The sequence below is a fragment of the Allobosea sp. LjRoot237 genome (assembly GCF_964253285.1).
Classification (GTDB): domain Bacteria; phylum Pseudomonadota; class Alphaproteobacteria; order Rhizobiales; family Beijerinckiaceae; genus Allobosea.
The window spans coordinates 856,731-877,537 of sequence record NZ_CAXUQP020000001.1 but is presented as its reverse complement, the minus strand read 5'-3'; the positions used below and the strand labels follow the sequence as shown (position 1 = coordinate 877,537).

20 protein-coding genes are annotated in these 20,807 nt (G+C 67.1%); 10 read left to right on the top strand and 10 right to left on the bottom strand.

Annotated features, from left to right (window positions below; translation table 11 throughout):
- Positions 1–102 precede the first annotated feature (102 nt).
- The 4 genes from ACSQ24_RS04140 to ACSQ24_RS04125 all read left to right on the top strand — a co-directional run bounded on the left by ACSQ24_RS04140 (position 103) and on the right by ACSQ24_RS04125 (position 4,483).
- Complete coding sequence (locus ACSQ24_RS04140) at positions 103–636, top strand: TRAP transporter small permease (protein WP_436093459.1); 534 nt, start codon at positions 103–105, stop codon at positions 634–636.
- Positions 637–639: 3 nt separating this feature from the next.
- Entirely contained in the window at positions 640–1,920 is a 1,281-nt protein-coding gene (locus ACSQ24_RS04135; RefSeq protein ID WP_436093458.1) for a TRAP transporter large permease, read from the top strand.
- Positions 1,917–3,386 (top strand): mannitol dehydrogenase family protein, encoded by a 1,470-nt coding sequence (locus tag ACSQ24_RS04130; protein WP_436093457.1) that lies wholly within the window; start codon positions 1,917–1,919, stop codon positions 3,384–3,386. Before ACSQ24_RS04135 ends, ACSQ24_RS04130 begins: the two co-directional genes overlap by 4 nt.
- A 236-nt stretch (positions 3,387–3,622) precedes the next feature.
- Positions 3,623–4,483, top strand: coding sequence for a transporter substrate-binding domain-containing protein (locus ACSQ24_RS04125; protein ID WP_436093456.1), 861 nt, complete (start codon positions 3,623–3,625; stop codon positions 4,481–4,483).
- Here ACSQ24_RS04125 and ACSQ24_RS04120 read toward each other — a convergent pair.
- From ACSQ24_RS04120 to ACSQ24_RS04100, 5 genes are all read right to left on the bottom strand, one after another.
- Complete coding sequence (locus ACSQ24_RS04120; protein WP_436093455.1) at positions 4,438–4,881, bottom strand: DUF983 domain-containing protein; 444 nt, start codon at positions 4,879–4,881, stop codon at positions 4,438–4,440. The genes ACSQ24_RS04125 and ACSQ24_RS04120 overlap by 46 nt on opposite strands.
- Before the next feature lie 261 nt (positions 4,882–5,142).
- Entirely contained in the window at positions 5,143–6,522 is a 1,380-nt protein-coding gene (locus ACSQ24_RS04115; RefSeq protein WP_436093454.1) for a PLP-dependent aminotransferase family protein, read from the bottom strand.
- 81 nt (positions 6,523–6,603) lie between these two features.
- Positions 6,604–7,380: an ABC transporter permease gene (locus ACSQ24_RS04110; RefSeq protein ID WP_436093453.1), complete on the bottom strand. Its 777-nt coding sequence runs from the start codon at positions 7,378–7,380 to the stop codon at positions 6,604–6,606.
- Positions 7,381–7,623: 243 nt separating this feature from the next.
- Positions 7,624–8,424 carry an ABC transporter ATP-binding protein gene (locus ACSQ24_RS04105; RefSeq protein WP_436093452.1) on the bottom strand — a complete coding sequence of 267 codons (801 nt, stop codon included), beginning with the start codon at positions 8,422–8,424 and terminating at the stop codon, positions 7,624–7,626.
- Between the two features lie 226 nt (positions 8,425–8,650).
- The gene (locus ACSQ24_RS04100) at positions 8,651–9,730 is read right to left on the bottom strand and encodes an ABC transporter substrate-binding protein (protein ID WP_436093451.1); all 1,080 of its coding nucleotides are present in this window, start codon (positions 9,728–9,730) and stop codon (positions 8,651–8,653) included.
- 397 nt (positions 9,731–10,127) lie between these two features.
- Between ACSQ24_RS04100 and ACSQ24_RS04095 the strand changes: the two genes are divergently transcribed.
- The 3 genes from ACSQ24_RS04095 to ACSQ24_RS04085 all read left to right on the top strand — a co-directional run bounded on the left by ACSQ24_RS04095 (position 10,128) and on the right by ACSQ24_RS04085 (position 13,151).
- Complete coding sequence (locus tag ACSQ24_RS04095) at positions 10,128–11,837, top strand: lysine--tRNA ligase (RefSeq protein ID WP_436093450.1); 1,710 nt, start codon at positions 10,128–10,130, stop codon at positions 11,835–11,837.
- Positions 11,838–11,968: 131 nt separating this feature from the next.
- Positions 11,969–12,370, top strand: coding sequence for a YbaN family protein (locus ACSQ24_RS04090; protein ID WP_436093449.1), 402 nt, complete (start codon positions 11,969–11,971; stop codon positions 12,368–12,370).
- 40 nt (positions 12,371–12,410) lie between these two features.
- Positions 12,411–13,151 (top strand): nitroreductase family protein, encoded by a 741-nt coding sequence (locus tag ACSQ24_RS04085; RefSeq protein WP_436093448.1) that lies wholly within the window; start codon positions 12,411–12,413, stop codon positions 13,149–13,151.
- On the opposite strand, the gene ACSQ24_RS04080 is transcribed toward ACSQ24_RS04085, so the two are convergent.
- Positions 13,100–13,621 (bottom strand): cysteine dioxygenase, encoded by a 522-nt coding sequence (locus tag ACSQ24_RS04080; RefSeq protein WP_436093447.1) that lies wholly within the window; start codon positions 13,619–13,621, stop codon positions 13,100–13,102. The genes ACSQ24_RS04085 and ACSQ24_RS04080 overlap by 52 nt on opposite strands.
- Positions 13,622–13,807: 186 nt before the next feature.
- On the opposite strand from ACSQ24_RS04080, the gene ACSQ24_RS04075 reads away from it, so the two are divergent.
- Positions 13,808–14,284, top strand: a complete 477-nt coding sequence (locus ACSQ24_RS04075) for an Lrp/AsnC family transcriptional regulator (RefSeq protein ID WP_436093446.1) — start codon at positions 13,808–13,810, stop codon at positions 14,282–14,284.
- On the opposite strand, the gene ACSQ24_RS04070 is transcribed toward ACSQ24_RS04075, so the two are convergent.
- Together ACSQ24_RS04070 and ACSQ24_RS04065 are read right to left on the bottom strand one after the other, a co-directional pair.
- On the bottom strand, positions 14,285–15,469 hold the full coding sequence (locus ACSQ24_RS04070) for an acetyl-CoA C-acyltransferase (RefSeq protein WP_436093445.1): 1,185 nt from the start codon (positions 15,467–15,469) through the stop codon (positions 14,285–14,287). It lies immediately after the preceding gene.
- 71 nt (positions 15,470–15,540) lie between these two features.
- A complete protein-coding gene (locus ACSQ24_RS04065) occupies positions 15,541–17,622 on the bottom strand; it encodes a 3-hydroxyacyl-CoA dehydrogenase NAD-binding domain-containing protein (protein ID WP_436093444.1) in 2,082 nt (693 codons plus the stop codon).
- A gap of 156 nt (positions 17,623–17,778) precedes the next feature.
- Between ACSQ24_RS04065 and ACSQ24_RS04060 the strand changes: the two genes are divergently transcribed.
- Together ACSQ24_RS04060 and ACSQ24_RS04055 are read left to right on the top strand one after the other, a co-directional pair.
- Positions 17,779–18,531, top strand: a complete 753-nt coding sequence (locus tag ACSQ24_RS04060) for an enoyl-CoA hydratase-related protein (RefSeq protein ID WP_436093443.1) — start codon at positions 17,779–17,781, stop codon at positions 18,529–18,531.
- Positions 18,532–18,637: 106 nt separating this feature from the next.
- Positions 18,638–19,444 (top strand): transglutaminase-like domain-containing protein, encoded by an 807-nt coding sequence (locus ACSQ24_RS04055; protein WP_436093442.1) that lies wholly within the window; start codon positions 18,638–18,640, stop codon positions 19,442–19,444.
- 33 nt (positions 19,445–19,477) lie between these two features.
- On the opposite strand, the gene ACSQ24_RS04050 is transcribed toward ACSQ24_RS04055, so the two are convergent.
- Both ACSQ24_RS04050 and ACSQ24_RS04045 read right to left on the bottom strand, forming a co-directional pair.
- Positions 19,478–19,735: a hypothetical protein gene (locus ACSQ24_RS04050; RefSeq protein ID WP_436093441.1), complete on the bottom strand. Its 258-nt coding sequence runs from the start codon at positions 19,733–19,735 to the stop codon at positions 19,478–19,480.
- A 113-nt stretch (positions 19,736–19,848) separates the two neighbouring features.
- The gene (locus tag ACSQ24_RS04045) at positions 19,849–20,697 is read right to left on the bottom strand and encodes a metal ABC transporter permease (protein WP_436093440.1); all 849 of its coding nucleotides are present in this window, start codon (positions 20,695–20,697) and stop codon (positions 19,849–19,851) included.
- Positions 20,698–20,807: the final 110 nt, after the last annotated feature.

The following is a 20,807-nucleotide window of genomic DNA, read 5'->3' as shown; positions in this document are numbered from 1 at the left end:
ACGAAGCAATCTAGGGGCCGCTGTGCGAAACCTTCTGGATTGCTTCGCTACGCTCGCAATGACGAAAGAACGGCCTTCGCCCTCGTCATTCTCGGACATCCCATGCACGCCTTTACCGCGCTTCTGACGCGCCTCGGCGCCAAGCTCAGCCTCTACGCCCTGTTCATCGCCGGAACCGGCCTCGTCCTGATGACGGTCATGGTCGCCTGGGGCGTGTTCGGTCGCTATGTGCTGAACGACACGCCGACCTGGGTCGAGGCCGGCTCGCTCTTCCTGATGTCCTGGTTCATCCTGCTCGGCGCCGCCGTCGGCGTGCGCGAGAGCGATCATCTCGGCTTCGAGGTCGGGCTCGCCATGTCGCCGCCGCCTGTGCGGGCCGCGCTCGTTCTCATCGGCGAGGGCCTGGTCTGCTTCTTCGGCCTGGCGATGCTCGGCTATGGCAGCCAGCTCGCCGCCGGGACCTGGAGCGACCGCATGCCGATCATCGGCATCTCGCGCGGCTGGGACTATGTCCCGATCGCCGCCGGCGGCGCGCTGATCGCCCTGTTCGCGCTCGAGAAGATGCTGCTCTTCGTCACCGGCGAGAAGCAGGCCCCGCTCGGCTTCGGCCATTTCGGCTCCGAGCAGGAGGTCTGAGGAATGGAACTCTGGGTTCTCTTCGGCACCTTCTCGCTGCTGCTGCTGATCGGCGTGCCCGTCGCCTTCTGCCTCGGCATCGCCTCGGTCGCGACCGTGGTCTATATGGGCCTGCCGCCGGTCGTCGTCTTTCAGCAGATGAATTCCGGCATGAACGCCTTCGCCATGATGGCGATCCCGTTCTTCATCTATGCCGGCGACCTGATGATCCGCGGCGGCATCGCCGAGCGGCTGATCCAGATGGCGTCGAGCCTGGTCGGCCATCTGCGCGGCGGTCTTGGCCAGGTCAATGTCGTGACCTGCACGCTCTTCGGCGGCATTTCCGGCTCGGCCGTGGCCGATGCCTCCGCCGTCGGCGGCCTGATGATCCCGCAGATGAAGAAGCGTGGCTACGACGCCGACTACGCCGTCAACGTCACGGCGAACGCTGCGATCATCGCGCTTTTGATCCCGCCCTCGCACAACATGATCATCTATTCGCTCTCGGCGGGCGGCAACATCTCGATCGCCGACCTGTTCACCGCCGGCGTCGTCCCCGGCCTGCTGCTCTGCGGCTCGCTGATGGTCGCGGCCTGGGCAGTGGCGGTGAAGCGCGGCTATCCGCGCGAGGCCTTTCCGGGCTTCGCCGCCGTCGGCCGCTATGTCGTCGTCGCCACCCCCGGCATCCTGCTGATCGGCATCATCTTCGGCGGCGTCCGCTCCGGCGTCTTCACCGCGACGGAATCCTCCTGCGTCGCGGTGGTCTACGCCATCCTCGTCACCATCCTGGTCTACCGCCAATTGACCTGGACCGCCTTCGTCGAGGCCACGCTCGGCGCTGTCCGCACCACCGCGATGGTCCTGCTGGTGATCGGCACGGCCGGCTCCTTCGGCTGGCTGATGGCCTTCCTGCAGGTGCCGCAGGCGACGATCCTGGCGATGAAGGCGGTCTCCGACAACCCGCTCGTCATCCTCCTGATGATCAACCTGATCCTGCTGGTCCTTGGCACCTTTATGGACATGGCGCCGATGATCATCATCTGCACGCCGATCTTCCTGCCGGTGGTCAAGGCCTTCGGCGTCGACCCCGTGCATTTCGGCGTGATCCTGATCCTCAATGCCGGCATCGGCCTCAACACCCCGCCGGTCGGCTCGGTGCAGTTCGTCGCCTGCGCCATCGGGCGGATCTCGATCGGTGAATCCATGCGCACGATCTGGCCGTTCTACGGCGCCTCGGTTGCCGTGCTGCTGCTGGTGACCTATGTGCCCGGCATCTCCCTCTGGCTGCCGAGGCTGTTCCATTGACGCGCCTGTCCTCCGCCACGCTCTCCACCCTCCCGGCCGCCGTCAGGCGGCCGGGCTATGACCGGGGCAAGCTCCAGCCCGGCATCGTCCATCTCGGCCTCGGCGCCTTCACCCGCGCCCATCTGTGCGAGTTCACCGACGATGCCCTGGAGACGGAGTTCGGCGCCTGGGGCATCATCGGCGCCAGCCTCCAGCGGCCGGACCAGCGCGACCGGCTCAAACCCCAGGACGGGCTCTATACCTTCCTGAAGCGGGCTCCGGCCGGCCCGGAGCTGCGCGTCATCGGCTCGGTGCTCGACGTGCTTGTCGCGCCCGAGAACCCGCAGGCGCTGGTGGCGAAGCTCGCCGCGCCCGAGACCAGGATCGTCTCGCTCACCGTCACCGAGAAGGGCTACTGCCACGATCCGGCAACGGGCAGGCTCAAGGCCGATCACCCCGACATCGTCCACGACCTCGCCAATCCCGGTGCCCCGCGCTCGGCGGTCGGCCTGATCGTCGCCGGCCTCGCCGCCCGCAAGGCCGCCGGGCTCGGCCCGTTCACCGCGCTCTGCTGCGACAACCTCCCCTCCAACGGCCATGTGCTGGCCGGCCTCGTCCGCGACTTTGCGGCGCTGCGCGACGACACCCTCGCCGCCTGGATCGAGGCCAACGGAGCCTTTCCCTCGACCATGGTCGACCGGATCGTGCCGGCCACGACCGAGGCCGACATCGCCGAGGTCGCAGGACTCCTTGGATTCGACGATGCCGCGCCCGTGATCGGCGAGCCCTTCCGGCAATGGGCGGTGGAGGACGTATTTGCAGCGGGCCGTCCGAGATGGGATCACGTCGGCGCGCAGATGGTCTCGGAGGTCGCCCCCTTCGAATTCATGAAGCTGCGCATGCTCAACGGTGCCCATTCGAGTCTCGCCTATCTCGGCTATCTCGCCGGGCATGAGACGGTCGCGGCGGCGAGCGGCGATCCGGTCTTCGCCCGCTTCCTGCAGGGGCTATGGGCCGAGATCATCCCGGCCGTGCCGGCCCCGCAGGGCGTCGACCTCAAGGCTTACGCCGGCGACCTGCTCGCCCGCTTCCAGAACCCGGCGATCCGCCACCGCACCTGGCAGATCGCCATGGACGGCTCGCAGAAGCTGCCGCAGCGCCTGCTCGGCACCATCCGCGAGCGGCTGAAGGCCGGCGCGCCGATCGACCATCTCGCGCTCGGCGTCGCCACCTGGATGGCCTATGTCGCCGGCATCGACGAGAAGGGCGAGCCGATCGACGTGCGTGATCCGCTTGCCGCCGAATTCGCGCTCCGCGCCAAGGCCCTTGGCCGCGATGCCGTGGCACTGAGCACGGCCCTGTTCGGCATCGTCGCGATCTTCGGCGACGACCTGCCGCGAGAGGAGCGCTTCACACAGGTCGTGGCGGCTCATCTCGACAGCCTGTTCCAGAAGGGCGCGAAGGCGACGGCGGCGGCGCTGGGTTAGGGCTCGACACGCCACGCCAAGCGCGGGGAACCCTCTCCTGTAAGGAAAGGGTAGGATGAGGTGTAGGCCGTTTGACCAGCGCCGCGAACGCTCACCGCGCGGCCAGTTTCAGGCCAGCGTTTTCAGTCCGAACACCTCACCCCTACCCCTCTCCTTCCAGGAGAGGGGATCCCGCGCCTTCATCTGACAGCCGCAGCCTCTTGATCCCCGCCCCACCCTGACGCCAGATGCGGACAATGATCGCCCGCTTCGCCAACGCCCTGGCCACGAGCGCCCTCGCCGCTTTGCTGCTCCTGCACTCAGGTGGAGCGAAAGCCCAGGCGCAGCCGCCCTCCTCCTATGTCGTGCCGAATTACTGGGATCCGAACGTGCGGGTCGAGCGGCCAGATCTCGGCCCGCCGCGGGTGATCCGCTTCCTGACCGACGACGACTTCCCGCCGATGCACTTCGCCACGCCCGAAGGCGGCATCACCGGCTTCTCGGTCGAGCTCGCGCGCGCGGTCTGCGAGAAACTGGCCCTGAGCTGCACCATCCAGGCGCGCCGCTTCGACACTCTGCTGGACTCGCTGGCCGAGGGACGCGGCGACGTGCTCGCCGCCGCCATTCCCGTAACGGCAGAGCTGCGCACGCGCTTTGCCGCGAGCCAGATTTACCACCGTTCACCGGCAAGGCTGCTGACGACGCGCGGCAATGCCCGGCCCGACATCGAGCTGGCGGCATTGCGCGGCACGCGCGTCGCCGTCGTCGCCGGAACCGCACATGAGGCCTTCCTCGAGCGCCTCGCGCCCTTCATCCAGCGCCGCACGGCGCCGGACCTGCAGGCGGCTCTCGCGCTGCTGCGCAGCGGCGATGCCGAATATGTCTTCGGAGACGGGGTCTCGCTTTCGCTGACCATCGCCGGCCGCGGCGGCAGCGAGTTCGCCTTCGCCGGCGGGCCCTATCTCGAGGCGCGCTATTTCGGCGAAGGCGTCGGCTTCCTGCTGCGCAAGGACGATCTCGCTCTCAAGCGGGCGATCGACTACGCGCTGCAAAGCCTCTGGGACGACGGCACCTATGCCAGGCTGTTCATCCGGTTCTTCCCGGTGAGCCCGTTCTGAGCCTCGTCCTTGGACGGCAGGTTCGGCTTGGCCAGGCGCCCCTCTTCGGCCTTGTAGAAGAATTGCGAGGCGACGAGCCAGCCCTTCAGCGGCCGCAGGGGCGGGATGCAGGTGAGCAGGACGAGTGGCAATGTCGTGACCAGGTGGACCCAGGTCGACGGCTGGTAGCTCAGCTCCAGCCAGAGCGGGAAGGCGACAGCCGGCACGCAGACGAACATCATCACGAAGAAGGCCGGCCCATCCGCCGGATCGGCGAAGGAATAGTCGAGCCCGCACGCCTCGCAGCGCGGCTTCAATGTCAGGAAGCCGTCGAAGAGCTGGCCCTCGCCGCAGCGCGGGCAGCGGCCGCGCAGGCCGGTCTTGAGCGGAGACAGCGCCGGCCAATGCTGATGTGCCATGTCGTCCTCCTGACGGTGATGCAACATGATTGACTGCATTTACCGGAGATTGACCGCGACATAGCGCTGATATTGATTGCAGTCAATATTCGCAGACGCGCGACACTGTCGCAGGCCTATCCACCTCTGGGCCGTCATTCCGGACAAGCGGCGAAGCCGCGCAGCTCCGGAATCCATCGAAGGGTACCGGAGCTCTACGATGGATTCCGGCGTTCCGCTTCGCTCCAGCCGGAATGACGGTGTGTTTGGTCGGAGGACCGCCTACAGCGCGCGGCCGCTGACCTCCGGCGCCTGCTCGAGCGCATGGGCCATGAAGGCAAGCACGTCGCCGAGCGCCTTGCGGCCGATCGGTCCGCCGAGACAGATCCGGGCGGCTTCGGGAGGCGGGCCCAGCGCAGCGAAGGCGTCGCTGGCGACAACGCCGATCCCGGTTGCCTGCATCTGTCCGACAAAGGCGGCGCGCGTCCAGGGCGGCGGCAATTCGAGCCAGAGATTGAAGCTCAGCGGATCGACGCGATAGCTGCCTGCCGGCAGTATCTCGGCCGCAAGCTGCTGCCGCGCCGTCATCTCCGCCCGGAGGAAATCGAGCAGTGCATCGGCGCTGCCATTCTCGATCCAGCGCGTCGCCAGCGCCGCGGTCAGCGGCGAGGCCATGATGCTGCTGGCGCGCAAGGCGGCAGCGAAGGGCCAACCCGAGCGGATATCCGGCACGACGACATAGGCGAGGCGCAGACCGGCCCCGAGGCATTTCGACAGGCCGGCGATGTGCCAGGTCAGCTCAGGCGCGATCGCGGCAAACGGCGCAGGTGCCTGCAGGGGAACGAAGCCATAGGCGTCGTCCTCGATGATCGCCACGCCATGACGGCGGGCGATCGCCACGATCTCAAGGCGCCGCCGCTCCGGCATGGTGATCGTCGTCGGATTCTGCAGGATCGGGTTGAGATAGAGCGCCTTCGGCTTCAATCGTGCGCAACCATCGGCGAAAGCTTCGGGATCGAGCCCGTCGCCATCCATCGCCAGGCCGGTCAGGAACAGGCCGAGTTGCGCGCAGATCGAGCGGATACCGGGATAGGTCAGCGCCTCGCACAGCACAGCATCGCCAGGCTTGGTGAGGCTGCTCAAGATCGCCAGCAGGGCTGCATTCGCGCCCGGCACGACGAAGAGCTGTTCGGATGGCAGGGTCAGGCCGCGCCGGCCGAGCCACAGGCTCGCTGCGGCCTTGTCCGCCGGCGCACCGCCGAGCGGCTGGTAACGTAGCAGGCTGACCAGCTTCTCGCTGACCTCCATCATGCCCTGCTGCAGCCGGGCAATCAGCGCCGGATCATCGGGCTCCGGCGGCAGGGTCATGGAGAGATCGACCAGTTCCGGCGAGGGCGCGCGCGGCGCCACAATCCTGGCTGGCGCAGCCTTGACAAAGGTCCCCTGCCCGACCCGCGACTCGACCAGGCCGCGCCGCTGCGCCTCGACATAGCCGCGCGCTACCGTGGTGAAGTCGACCGCAAGCGCCTCGGCCAGCCGCCGCTGCGGCGGCAGCCGATCACCCGCCGATAGCGTCCCTGCGGCAATGTCGGCGGCGATGCGGTCGGCAATGGCGAGATAGCGCGGCTTGTCGCTCTGGGTCAGGTCAGGAAGCCAATCCATCGATGCGGTCCGGGCGAAGCACTGAATGGATTGACTGTATATTGTTGCGAGGCAACTCTGTCACTAGTAGCAGAATGCCCCTCAGCCCACGATCTCGCCGCGGAAGGCCCAGCGCGTCATCCGCCGCTCCACGAGGGCGCAGGCGGCATACATCAAGACGCCCATGATGGCGATGGCGAAGAGCCCAGCGAAGGTGGTGGCGGAGTCGTTGCGGGCGCCCGCTGAGAGCATCAGGAAGCCGATGCCGCGATTGCCGCCGACCGTCTCGGAGATCACCGAGCCGATGAAGGCGAGCGTCACCGCGACCTTCAGGCTGGCGAAGAGATAGGGCATGGCGCGGGGAACGCCGACCTTGGTCAGGATCTCCCATTGGCTGGCGCCGAGCGAGCGCATCACGTCGCGCATCTCCGGCTCAATCGTGGCGAGGCCGGTCGCGACGTTCACCACGATCGGGAAGAAGGAAATGACGAAGGCGGTGATGATCGCCGGCAGCGCCCCAACACCGAGCCAGATCATCAGGATCGGCACGATCGCGACCTTGGGCACGGCATTGAAGGCGATCAGCAGCGGATAGAGGCCGGAATAGACGAAGGGCGAGGCGCCGACGGCGAGGCCGAGCAGGACGCCGAAGCCGATCGCCAGCACGAAGCCGATCGCCGTCGTCCACAGTGTCTCCAGGCAGTATTTCAGCAGGATGTCCCAGCGCAGGACCATCACCTCGAAGATGCGCGTCGGCCTCGGCGCCAGGATCTCCGGCACGTCGAAGACGATGCAGGCGAGCTCCCAAAGGATCAGCAGGCCCGCCATGGCGAGCCAGGGCATGGCGACGAGCAGAAGCCGCCTCTGCGTATCAGTCATTGTCCTGGTCCTGCGGGGGATTGCGTTGGCCCAGGACAACCTGCCAAAGGATTTTTTCACGGCTGTTGGCGCGCGCAAGCCCTCCCCCCGCTTGCGGTGGGGAAGGTTGGGTGGGGGGCAGTGCCGCTTGGTAAAAGCTGGAAAAAGGGTCGAACCCGGCTTTCCGACCCCCCAACCCTAACCCTTCCCCACCGCAAGCGGGGGGAAGGGAATGCGCATCGCCTTCACCTGATTGCCCTCTCATCACGCATGCTCCATATGAATACGCTCGCGCAGGTCGTGGACGATGTCGACGAACTCGGCGGTGAAGGTGGTTTCCAGCGTCCTCGGCCGCGGCAGCTCGATCTTGCTGACCTTGACGATCCGTCCCGGCCGCCGGCTCATCACATAGACAGTGTCGGCGAGATAGACCGCTTCGCGCAGATCGTGCGTCACGAGAACGGCGGTGAAGCGCCGCTCCAGCCACAGCGCCTGCATCACGCCCCAGAGCTCCTCGCGCGTGAAGGCATCGAGAGCGCCGAAGGGCTCGTCGAGCATCATGATCTCGGGCTCGTGTACCAGTGCCCGGCACAGGCTCGAGCGCTGCTGCATGCCGCCCGAGAGCTGCCAGGGGAACTTGTCACCGAAGCCGCCGAGGCCGACCGAGGCGAGCAGTTTCTCGACGCGTTCGATATACTCCGCCTTGTTCCTGCGGAAGCGGCGCTTATGCGGCTCGACCACTTCGAGCGGCAGCAGGATATTGTCGCGCGTCGTGCGCCAGGGCATCAGCGTCGGCGCCTGGAAGGCCATGCCGACACCGCGGATCGGGCCTTTGACCGGCTGGCCATGGACGCGGACCTCGCCACCCGTCGGCGGCAGAAGACCGGTGACGAGCTTCATCAAAGTCGACTTGCCGCAGCCGGAGGGCCCGACCACGGCGATGAACTCGCCCTTGGCGATGTCGAGCGTCGCATCCTCCAGCGCCAGTATGCGCGAGGGGCCGCTGCCATAGGCGAGACTGACCTTGCGCAATTCGACGAGAGGGGTGTCGGAGGAAGCCGGCATGAAGGGCGTCATTCTCGGGCTTGTGCGAAGGCTGTGGAAGCAGCGCGCAACGTGCCGCCGCTCCCTTCTCCCCCTGCGGGAGAAGGTGGCCCGCAGGGCCGGATGAGGGGTCGCGCAGGTCTGGAAAGTTCCGGAAAACGCGGCACTGGGCTTACGATCGGCGTCGCGCGACCCCTCACCCCAACCCTCTCCCGCAGGGGGAGAGGGGGTAGGTCGCGTCCGTTCCTCACGGCGCGACCATGCGCTCCGCCTTGGACGGCAGGAACTTGTTGGTGAACACCTTGTCGGCCGCAGGCGCAGCGGGCAGGCCGAAGGCGTCAGCGACGTCGACGACCGAGCGGGCAAAGCGCGCCGGGTCGACATCGCCCATGCCGTTCTCCTTCACGAAGGGCGTCAGCACGTTCATCTTCAGCGACAGGTCGAGGCGCTCGGTCTCGAGCTTCTCGTCGATCAGCGGGTCGCGCTTCTTCACCGCGGCGAGACCGACGGCCGGGTTGGCGGCGACCTCCTTCCAGGCCTTGGCGGTGGCGCGCAGGAAGCCTTTGACCACCTCAGGCTTCTCGGCGAAAGCCGGCGAGATGATGATGCCGTTGCCGTACACGTCCATCTTGTAGTCGGAGTAGTTGAAGGAGACGATGTCCTCCTGCTTCACGCCGCGCGCCTTCAGGTCGAGCACCGACGAGAAGAAGTGGCCGCTGATGAAGTCGACCGTGCCTTGCACCATCGACTGCTCGCGCAACTGCGGCGTCAGGTTGACGTGATTGACGGTCTTGGCGTCGATGCCGACCTTCTTGGCGAAGGCTGGGAAGAGCCGGAACGAGGCGTCGAACACCGGCGCGCCGAGCTTCTTGCCGGCGAGATCCGCCGGCTTGCTGATCCCGGTCTTCTTCAGCGTGTGCACGCCGAAGGGCGGGAAGTCATAGGCCATGAAGACGCAAAGGATCTCCTTGCCGGCATTCTTGGCGTTGTACTCGATCAGCGAGTTCACGTCGGCGAAGCCGATATCGTAGGCGCCGGTGGCGACGCGCTGGACCGCGCCGGCCGAGCCTTGGCCGGGATCCATGGTGACGTCGAGCCCCTCGGCCTTGTAGTAGCCCTTCTCAAGCGCCACCAGGAAGGGAGAGGTCGGCCCCTGGAACACCCAGTCGAGCGTGAACTTCACCGCGGTCTGCGCCTGCGCCGGAGACATTGCGCCCAAGGCCAGCGCCGCTGCGCCCGCCAATGCGATACGGCGGGTGAATGCCCACGCCAGACCTTCGCCGGCCGGCTGCGAGCCGGACTGCCCCCACTTCACATCACGAACCATCGAAGCCGACCCCTGCTTATGTTGTACGACGACGCTAGCGAGGCTCTATCGGGAGTCAATTGACCGGCCGGGGTTGTCTGCCGCTTTTTCGGGCAGGCGTTTTCCATTCTGGTGTCAACGGGCACAGAGCAAATCGCTTCGAGACATGCGCGCATTTCCCTTCCCCCCGCTTGCGGTGGGGAAGGGTTAGGGATGGGGGGCCGCAAAGCAGGGCTCGGGTCTTCTTTCAGCTCTCACCAAGCGGCACTGCCCCCCACCCAACCCTCCCCACCGCAAGCGGGGGGAGGGCTCCCACGTCGAGGAGATCGCCCCTAGGCCAGTGTGGATGTTGCGCCGCACGTGCATATCTGCGAAACCGCGCGCTTCCCTGCCCTGTCCAGCGAGACCTGAAGCCAAAATGCCCGCTTTCGACCCCGCGCTGATCGAAGCCGCCCGCGTCTCGGCCGCCTGGCCGTTCGAGGAAGCCAAGAAGCTCGTCGCGCGGTTGCAGAAATCGGGCAAGCGGGAGGCGGTGTTCGAGACCGGCTATGGCCCCTCCGGCTTGCCGCATATCGGCACGTTCGGCGAGGTCGCGCGCACCTCGATGGTGCGCCACGCCTTTCAGGTGCTGACCGACGGCGCCATCCCGACCCGGCTGGTCGCCTTCTCGGACGATCTCGACGGGCTGCGCAAGGTGCCGGATAATGTCCCGAACAAGGAGCTGCTGGCGCAGCATCTCGGCAAGCCGCTGACCGAGGTGCCGGACCCGTTCGGCACGCATGACTCGTTCGGCCGGCACAACAATGCCCGCCTCTGCGCCTTCCTCGACCAGTTCGGCTTCGACTACGAGTTCAAGTCCTCGACCGACGCCTATCGCGCCGGCGAGTTCGACGCGACCCTGCTCAAGGTGCTGGCCCGCTTCGACAAGGTCATGTCGATCATGCTGGCGACGCTGCGCGAGGAGCGCGCCGCGACCTATTCGCCCTTCCTGCCGATCCACCCCAAGACCCGGATCGTCATGCAGGTGCCGATCGAGGCGCGCGACGTTACGGCCGGCACCATCACCTGGACCGATCCGGCAACGGGCGAGCGCTTCACCACGCCCGTGACCGGCGGCCATGCCAAGCTGCAATGGAAGCCGGACTGGGCAATGCGCTGGGTCGCGCTCGGCGTCGATTACGAGATGGCCGGCAAGGACCTGATCGACTCGGTCAAGGTCTCCTCGCAGATCGCCCGCGCCATCGACGGCACACCGCCCGAAGGCTTCAACTACGAGCTCTTCCTCGACGAGCAGGGCCAGAAGATCTCGAAGTCGAAGGGCAACGGCCTCACCATCGAGGACTGGCTGAGCTACGGCCCGCCGGAGTCGCTGGCGCTGTTCATGTACTCGCGTCCGCGCGAGGCCAAGAAGCTGCATTTCGACGTGATCCCGCGCGCGGTCGACGATTATCTCACGTCCCTCGGCGGCTATGAGCGCCAGGACTGGAAGAACCGCCTCGGCAATCCGACCTGGCACATCCATGCCGGCGAGCCGCCGCAGCCGGAGGTGATCGCCACCGGCGCGGGCGACAATGCGGTGCGCACGCAGATCACCTTCTCGCTGTTGATGAACCTCGTCGCAGTCGCGAATTCCGAGGACAAGGCCGTGCTCTGGGGCTTCCTTCAGCGCTACGCGCCCGGCATCTCGCCGGCGACGCATCCGCGGCTCGACGCGCTCGTCGGCTACGCGCTCGCCTATTTCCGCGACTTCGTAAAGCCGGCAAAGCATTATCGCCCGGCCGACGAGACCGAGCGCGCGGCCTTCATCGCGCTCGACGCGGCGCTCGCGGCGCTCCCGGCGGATGCAAGCGCCGAAGAGGTCCAGGATGCAGCGCTCGATGTCGCCCGTGCCATCCCGCGCTATCAGAATCTCACCGCCAAGAATGCGACACCTGAGCGGCCCGGTGTCTCGGGCGACTGGTGGAAGGCGATCTATCAGGTGATGTTCGGCGAGGATCAGGGCCCGCGCTTCGGTTCCTTCGCCGCAATCTACGGGCTCGACAACACCCGCAGGCTGATCGCCAAGGCGCTCGACGGCGGCTTGATCCGCGAGCACGAGGGGTTCATCGCGGCGAGAAAAGCCGTTTGAACCCAACTCGTTCTTGAAACATCGAAGAAGCGATACCGGGCCGCTGGCGTCGCGGTAGGATTCCCTCCTCTTGCGACCGGCCATAATCGCTTTGCCGAAGTAAGACGTGCTCCAAAAGAAAAGGCCTCCAGATGGAGATGACCGGTAAATCGACAGCAAGCTGGCAGCGCCCGTTCTATTTCGTGATCGGGTGCCTTTGCCTGGGCTTCGGGGTGGTAGCCTTGGTCGTTCCTCTGATTCCAGGCATCGTCTTCCTCGTACTGGCAGCAGCCTGCTTCTCCCGGTCTTCTCCAAAGATGCAGCTTTGGCTGACGACCCATCCCCGCTTCGGCAAGCTGATCCGGAACTGGCAATCGTCAGGGGCTATTTCCCGCACCACGAAATGGGTGATCATGATCAGCATGATCGCGAGCTTTTCGCTGATCTTCCTCGAAACGAATTCGCGACCGCTTCAGGCTGCCGTCGCGGCGGTCATGATCGGCGTGATGGTTTATGTCTGGCGGCGACCGGAGTATTCGTCCGAACAGGGCTGAGATCACCGAGCTGGCGGGCGCAAGCGGCCGGAGAACGACCATGTATGACGCGGCCCCGATCGAGCGCGCCATCACCGGCCGCCGCGCCGTGCGCGCCTTCCTGCCCGATCCGGTCGAGCCCGAACTGGTGCGCCGCTTGATCGAACTGGCGGCGCAGGCGCCGAGCGGCACCAACATGCAGCCCTGGCGTCTGCGCGTGCTCGGCCCTCGATCGCGCACTCGGCTGGAGAAGGCGCTGGTCGCCGCGCTCGACGATCCCTCCCCGCGCGAGGAGGAATACCGCTACTATCCGGCGACCTTGCGCGAGCCCTATCTCTCGCGCCGCCGCAAGGTCGGCTGGGATCTCTACGGCCTGCTCGGCGTCGCCAAGGGCGACCATGCCGGCATGCGCCGCCAGACCGAGGCGAATCTGCGCTTCTTCGGCGCGCCGGTCGCGCTGATGCTGACCGTCGACCGCGATCTCGAGATCGGCTCCTGGCTCGATCTCGGCGCCTTCGTCCAGACCATGCTGGTCGCTGCGCAGGGCCACGGCCTCGATCCTGCCCGCAGGCGATCTTCGCTCGCTTCCACGGGGTCGTCAGGCGCGAGCTCGCCATCCCCGAGAACGAGGTCGTGGTCTGCGGCATCGCGTTCGGCAAGGCTGATCCGGATGCGCCGGCCAACCGGCTCGTGCCGGAGCGCGAGCCGGTCGAGGGCTTCACCAGCTGGCTGGATTAGCCGCTGCGCGCCTCAGCCCGCGACGGCGGTGTATTCGGTCTCGACCGAGGAATCGTGGAGCTGATGATCGTAGCCGTAGATGTGGATCGAGATCGCATCACCGACGCCACGGTTCTGCATGCGGTGAATGTTCGGGCCTGATGGCAGCATGCAGGCGACGTAAGCAGCCCGGCGCTCCTGCTCCTCGGTCGGCACGGCGCGGTTCGCATCGATGGCGCGATACCAGGTTTCCGTGACCGTGCCCAAGACGACGCCGAAGCAGCACGAGCAGTGATGATCGTGGATACAGGTAGTGGCGCCCTCGCCCCAGACGATCGCCCAGACGCTGACGGCGTCATTGCCGGCGAGCAGGTTGCGGGTGTAGCCGCCCGGCTTGCGTAGCAGCGGCAGGCGCTGGATCAGGTCGGGGACCGCGACGAGCTCATTGAGGACGCTACGCGCCGCGGCGAGATAGTCGCGCGAGCAGGTCCCCTCATGCGTCCGCAACGCATTGAGGACCGCGCCGCGCCGCTCCTCGCCGAGAAAGCCCTGCATGTCCCTCATCTCCGATCACGTCCGATAACGGGAGAATGATAGGCCGGGCGTGGAGGCAATGGTTTGCGATCCTCAGCTCGAAACGAGCCAATCTTGAAAACTGATACCAATCTTCATCGCATTGTGAGAAACAGATTTCCGATGACCGGTTACGAATGATATTCCGTTCCGAGGAGATCGACCACCGTGGTCAAACTCGACGCCTTCGATCTGCGCATCCTCGCCTTGCTGCAAGAGGATGCGAGCAAGCCGCTGGCCGAGATCGCCGAAGCCGTCGGATTGTCGCCGACGCCATGCTGGCGGCGCATCCAGAAGCTCGAGGCGGAAGGCTACATCAGGCGGCGGGTCGCGCTGCTCGATCGTGGCAAGCTGAAGGCCGGTGTCACCGTCTTCATCGCGGTGAAGACGGCGCGCCATACGATGGAATGGCTGGAACGCTTCCACGCCGCCGTGCACGATTTACCCGAGATCGTCGATTTCTATCGGATGAGCGGCGACATCGACTATCTGCTCAAGGCCTATGTCTCGGATATCACCGCCTATGACGCGCTCTACAAGAAGCTGATCGCCCGCATCGAGCTCAGCGACGTCACCTCCATGTTCGCCATGGAGGAGCTGAAGGCGACCACGGCGATCCCGCTCGGCTTCGCAGCCGAGGGCTGATCAGCGGTTGATTTCGAACAGTCCGGCGCAGCCCATGCCGCCGGCGACGCACATGGTGACGACGGCATAGCGCGCCTTGCGGCGGCGGCCTTCCAGCAGCGCATGGCCGACGAGGCGCGCGCCGCTCATGCCGAAGGGGTGGCCGATCGCGATCGCGCCGCCATTGACGTTGACCTTGTCGGGATCGATGCCGAGCCTGTCGCGGCAATAGAGCGACTGCGAGGCGAAGGCCTCGTTGAGCTCCCACAGATCGATGTCGGAGACCGTGAGGCCGTTGCGCTCGAGCAGGCGCGGCACGGCGAAGACCGGCCCGATGCCCATCTCGTCGGGCTCGCAGCCGGCCGAGGCAAAGCCGCGGAAGATCCCGAGCGGTTCAAGGCCGCGGCGCCTGGCCTCCTCTGCCGACATCACCACGCTGGCCGCGGCGCCGTCAGAAAGCTGGCTGGCATTGCCGGCGGTGACGAACTTGTCCTCGCCGCGCACCGGCTTGAGCTTGAGCAGGCCTTCCAGCGTCGTGTCGGGGCGGTTGCCCTCGTCCTTGAAGAGCGTCACCGCTTCCTGGCGGATCTCGCCGGTCGCCTTGTCGGTCACCGCCATCACCGCGCTCATCGGCACGATCTCGTCGTCGAAGAGCTGGCGCTGCTGGGCGGCGGCGGTGCGGCGCTGGCTCTCGACCGAGAATTCGTCCTGCGCCTGCCGCGAGATGCCGTAGCGCTCGGCAACGATGTCGGCGGTCTCGATCATCGTCGTGTAGATGGTCGGCTTGTTGGCCTTCAGCCAGTCGTTCTCGGTCAGGTCGCGCCGCACCACCGGCCCGACCAGCGAGATCGACTCGACGCCGCCGCCGATCGCCACCGGCACGCCATCCATCACCACCCGCCGTGCCGCATGCGCGATCGCCTCCAGCCCCGAGGCGCAGAAGCGGCTGACGGTGACGCCGGCCGATTGCACCGGTATGCCGGCGACCAGCGCGCCATGGCGGGCGACATTGCCGCCGGTCGCGGCCTCGGGATAGCCGCAGCCCAGCACCACCTCCTCGACGCCTTCAGGCTCAAGGCTTGCCCGGGCCATGGCGTGCCTGATCGCATGAGCGGCCATGTCGGCGCCCCGGACCTGGTTGAAGGCGCCGCGATGCGCCTTGCCGATCGGCGTGCGGGCAGTCGAGACGATCACGGCTTCGGTCATGGCGCTTCACATCCTGTCTGGCATTGCGGCTGCGGCCGCCATTCGAACTGTTGGCTCATGCCGGGCCGCCTTCAGGCGGCCGCAGCCTTCACGCTGGAGAATCCCCTGCCCTCGGCCGCGAGGCGGCGCAGCAGCGGCGCCGGTTCGAGTGAGGCGTCGCCGCTCTCCGCCGCCTGGGCCTGGAGCCGCCTGGCGATGACGTCGAGACCGACGGAATCGGCCCAATGCATCGGCCCGCCGCGCCAGGCCGGCCAGTTATAGCCGTTGAGCCAGACGATATCGATGTCGCCCGGCCGCGCCGCGATGCCTTCCTCGAGGATGCGCGCGCCCTCGTTGACCATCGGGTCCATCAGCCGCGCCACGATCTCGTCCGCGGTGAAGCTGCGCCGCGTCACGCCCTTTTCCTGCGAGATCCGCGCGATCAGCGCCTCGACCTCGGGGTCGCGCTCTCCGGTACGGGCGCCCTCCGGATAGAGATAATAGCCCTTGCCGGTCTTCTGGCCGAAGCGCCCGGCTTCGCAGAGCGCGTCCGCCACGGCGGCCGTCTTGCCCAGCGATTTGCGCGTGCGCCAGCCGATATCGTTGCCGGCGAGGTCGGACATCGCGAAGGGGCCCATCTTGAAGCCGAACCCGGTCAGCGCCGCATCGACCTCATGCGGCAGGGCGCCGGCGATCAGCAGCCGCTCGGCGGCGCGGGTGCGCTGTGCCAACATGCGGTTGCCGACGAAGCCGAAGCAGTTGCCGACCACCACCGGCACCTTGCCGAGCTTGCGCCCGAGCCAGAGCGCGGTGGCGACGACATCGGCCGCCGTCCCGGCCGGCCGCACGATCTCGAGCAGCTTCATCACGTTGGCCGGGCTGAAGAAGTGCAGCCCGAGCACATCGGCTGGCCTGCTGGTCACGGCGGCGATCTCGGCGAGGTCGAGATAGGAGGTGTTGCTGGCGAGGATCGCGCCCGGCTTGGCGATTTTGTCGAGCGTCCCGAAAATCTCCTGCTTGACGCCCATCTCCTCGAAGGCCGCCTCAATGACGATGTCGGCATCCGCAGCGCCGTCGAGGCCGACATGCGGCGTGATCAGCGCCATACGCTCGTCGCGCGCGGCCTCGCTCAGCGAGCCGCGCTTCACCGAGAACCCATAGGTTCCCCGCACTCGCTCCAGCCCCTTGTCGACCAGCTCCTGCGTCGTCTCGATCAGCGTCACCGGGATGCCGGCATTGGCGAAGCACATCGCGATGCCGCCGCCCATCGTCCCGGCACCGATCACTGCGGCCCGCGCGATCGGCCTCGGCTTCGCGCTCTCGTCGAGGCCCGGCACCTTGGCCGCCTCGCGCTCGGCGAAGAAGGCATAGCGCAGCGCCTTGGAGCGATCGTCTGCGACGAGCTTCACGAACAGCGCGCGTTCGTTCGCATGGGCCTCCGCCGGCGCCAGCGTGAAAGCGCCGCGCACCGCCTCGATCAGCGCCATCGCGTTCGGCATGTCGCCGGATTTCGCCAGCGCATCCTTCGCCAGCGCCTCGAAAGCCTCGCGATCGCCCGCCGTCAGCTTGTCGGCGCGCTCGCCGGTCTTCGACGGCGCGCCCTTGCCCGCCAACTCCTGCGCCAGCGCGACCGCTGCTCCGACGGCATCGCTCTCGACGAGCTTGTCGGCCAGCCCGAGCGCCAGCGCCTTCTGCGCGGCGATCGGCTCGCCCGAGAGCATCATCGGGAAGGCCTTGGTCGCGCCGATCAGGCGCGGCAGGCGCTGCGTGCCGCCGGCGCCGGGGATCAGGCCGAGCTTGATCTCGGGCAGGCCGAGCTTCGCTGCAGGCGTCGCGACCCTGGCATGACAGGCGAGCGCAACCTCGAGCCCGCCGCCGAGCGCCACGCCCTGGATCGCCGCGACGACCGGCTTGGCCGCGTTCTCGATTGCAGCCAGCAGATCAGGCAGGATCGGCGGCGCCGGCGGCTTGCCGAACTCGCTGATGTCTGCGCCGGCGATGAAGGCTTTGCCTTGGGCCGCAATGACCAGCGCAACCACGTCGCTGTCGGCCAGCGCCAGCGCCAGTGCCTGCAACAGGTCGGCGCGCAGTGCGGCGCTCAAGGCGTTGACCGGCGGGTTGTGCAGCGTCGCGATCGCCACCTGGCCTTGGCGGGTGAGGGTGACGGTCTGCATGCCTACCTCCATTTGGACTGCGCGCCGCAAGGAGCCGAGCGCGAGGGATGCTGTCAAGCCAGACCACCGTTGCCCCCGCCCCTTCCTTGACCGGCCAGCTTGCCTCGCCCATCGTCTGCCGCCCGCTTTTGGCGGCATCGAGATGAGAAGGCTGGCATGACGCAGACGGTTCTGAGCGAGACCCCGGCCGAGGGCATCAGGCAGATCACCATGAACCGCCCCGACCGGCGCAACGCGCTCGACCGCGTCACCTATCAGGGGCTGATCGATGCGCTCGCCGCCGCCGACGCCGACGCCTCGGTGCGCGCCGTCGTCCTCACCGGCGCGGGCGGCTGCTTCACCAGCGGCAACGACATCAAGGATTTCGCCGTGGCGGCCGCGACCGGCGTCGGCGCCGAGATCGCCATCGACTTCCTGACCGCGATCTCGACCGCGAAGAAGCCGATCGTCGCCGCGGTCGAAGGTTTCGCCGTCGGCATCGGCACCACCATGCTGCTGCATTGCGATCTCGCCTTCGCCGGGCGCGGCGCGAGCTTTCGCCTGCCCTTCGTCACGCTCGGCCTCTGCCCCGAAGGCGGGTCGAGCTATCTCCTGCCTCTGGTCGCCGGCAGCAAGCGCGCCGCCGAACTGCTGATGCTGGGCGAGGCCTTCGGCCCCGAGCTGGCGCAGGAGGCCGGGCTGATCAACGGCGTCGCCGACGAGGGTGGCGCCCTCGCGTTGGCAGTGGAAAAAGCCAAGGCGCTGGCGGCTCTGCCGCCGCAATCGGTCGCGCTGACCAAATCGCTGCTCAAGCGCGGCAGCGCCGCCGCCGTGGCCGAAACGATCGCGACCGAGGCGCGCCATTTCGGCGAGCGACTGCAGTCGGCCGAGGCGCAGGCCGCCTTCATGGCGTTCCTCACGAAACGCTGACGACGGGCGCGAAACCTTCGCACGGCTGTCGCGGAAACAGCGGAACATCCTGCTCCCCGTCAGGTCGACGCACGCGCCTCTGACGCGGTCGTGCAAGGAGCAGGTTGTGCAGCTGAAGGTCGTCGCCACTCTCGTCTATCGCTTCGACCATGAAACGCCGGTGATCGTCGCGATCGAACCGGCGCGGTCTCCCGACCAGACCATCCTCTCGGACCGCCTGCTCGTCGATCAGGCGGCCGAGCTGATCCGCGACGAGGATTCCGCCACGGGCATGCGCCGCTTCCGCGCGGTGCTCTCAGGGCAGGTCTCGATCCAGTATCAGGGCGTGATCGACAATGGCGCGCGCCCCTTCCTGCAGGCCGGCGCGCACCAGCATGCCTGGGCCGAACTCCCGGCCAAGGTCCTGCCTTATCTATTGCCGAGCCGCTTCTGCCCCTCCGACAGCCTGATGCGCTTCGCCCAGCGCGAATTCAGCGACATCGAAGCCGGCGGCGCCAAGGTGCTCGCCGTCGTCGACTGGCTGCAGGAGCATGTCGATTATGTCCACGGCGTCAGCAACGCCCAGACCACGGCCGAGCAGACCTTCATCGACCGCGCCGGCGTCTGCCGCGATTTCAGCCATCTCGGCATCGCGCTGTGCCGCGCGCTCAACCTGCCGGCGCGCGCCGTCAGCGTCTACGCCGCCGAGCTGAACCCACCGGATTTCCACGCGGTCTTCGAGGTCTTCCTCGACGGACGCTGGTGGCTGGTCGATCCGACCAGGCTAGCGCCGATCGAGGGCATGGTCCGCATCGCCGCCGGGCGCGACGCCGCCGATATCGCCTTCCTGACCAGCGGCAGCCTGTGCCAGTGCCTCAGCCAATGGGTCGAGGTCACGCCGATCGACGACAACGAGTCCGCCGAGGCGGCCTGAACCGGCGATGAGCCGGCCGCTCAGCCGCGGCGATCAATCATCGTCGTCGTCATCGTCACGACGGCGCCTGTGCCTCCGCCAGCGATAATAATCGTCATCGCGCCAGCGCCGCCGGTAGCCATCATCGTAATAGCGGCGGCGATACCACCGGCGGCGCCGACGATCGTCATCGTCGTCATCATCCTCGGCGCGTACAGTCGTCGCGGTCAGCACTGAGCCGGCGATCGCCATGGGCAGCGCAAAAAGCGCCAGCCGCAGCAGCTTCCGCCGTCCTTCGTCGGTTCCGCTCATCATCGTCTCCTCTATACCGACCATGCCCCATGGCAGCGGGACAACTTGGCGGATTTGGGAAGAACGAGTGGCGATCGGCCTTATTCCGGAGGAGACGATTTTCGCAGTGCGATTCAGGCCGGCCGCACCGCGACCAGCCTTCGCGCCCTGAGGAGGCTGCGTGCCAGCGCCGCCAGGAAGATGACCGCCTGCACCACGACGATGCAGGGTCCGGTCGCGACGTCGAGATGGAAGCTGAGGATCGTACCGAGGACGCTCGACGTGACCGCCGCCGCGATCGCGACCAGCAGCATCAGGTCGAAGCGGCGCGTCGTCAGGTAGCCGATCGCCCCCGGCGCGACAAGCATGGCGACGACGAGGATGATGCCGACCGCCTTCAGCGCGGCGACGATGGTCAGCGCCAGCATGGCGAGCAGGCCGAAATGCAGTGCCCTGACCGACAGGCCGATTGCCCGGGCATGCGCCGGGTCGAAGGCGTACAGCAGGAAATCGCGGCGCTTCGCCAGCATGATGCCGGCGACCGGCAAGGCGATCAGCGCCGTCTCGGTGATGTCGGCCCAGGTCACGCCGAGCATGTTGCCGAACAGGATGTGCAGGAGGTGCTGGTCGCTGTCGACCTTGACGAAGAGCACGAGGCCGAGCGCGAACATGCCGGAGAAGACGATGCCCATCACCGTGTCCTCCTTCACCCGGCTGTTCTCCTTGAGATAGCCGATGCCGAAGGCGCAGCCCAGGCCCGCGGCAAAGGCGCCGAGCGCCAGCGGCAGGCTGACGATATGGGCCAGCACGATGCCGGGCAGCACCGCATGCGAGACCGCATCGCCCATCAGCGACCAGCCCTTCAGCACCAAAAAGCAGGACAGGACGGCGCAGACGAAACCGACCATCACGGCAATGGCGAGCCCGCGCAGCATGAACTCATGCGCGAAGGGGGCGAGCAGCCAGTCCTGAATCAGGTTCATGCCGCGCCTCCCATCGCAAAGCGCTCTCCCTCCCCCCGCTTGCGGTGGGGAGGGTCGGGGTGGGGGGCAGTGCTGCTTGGCGAAACGATGAAGGACTGAGCTCCGGCTTT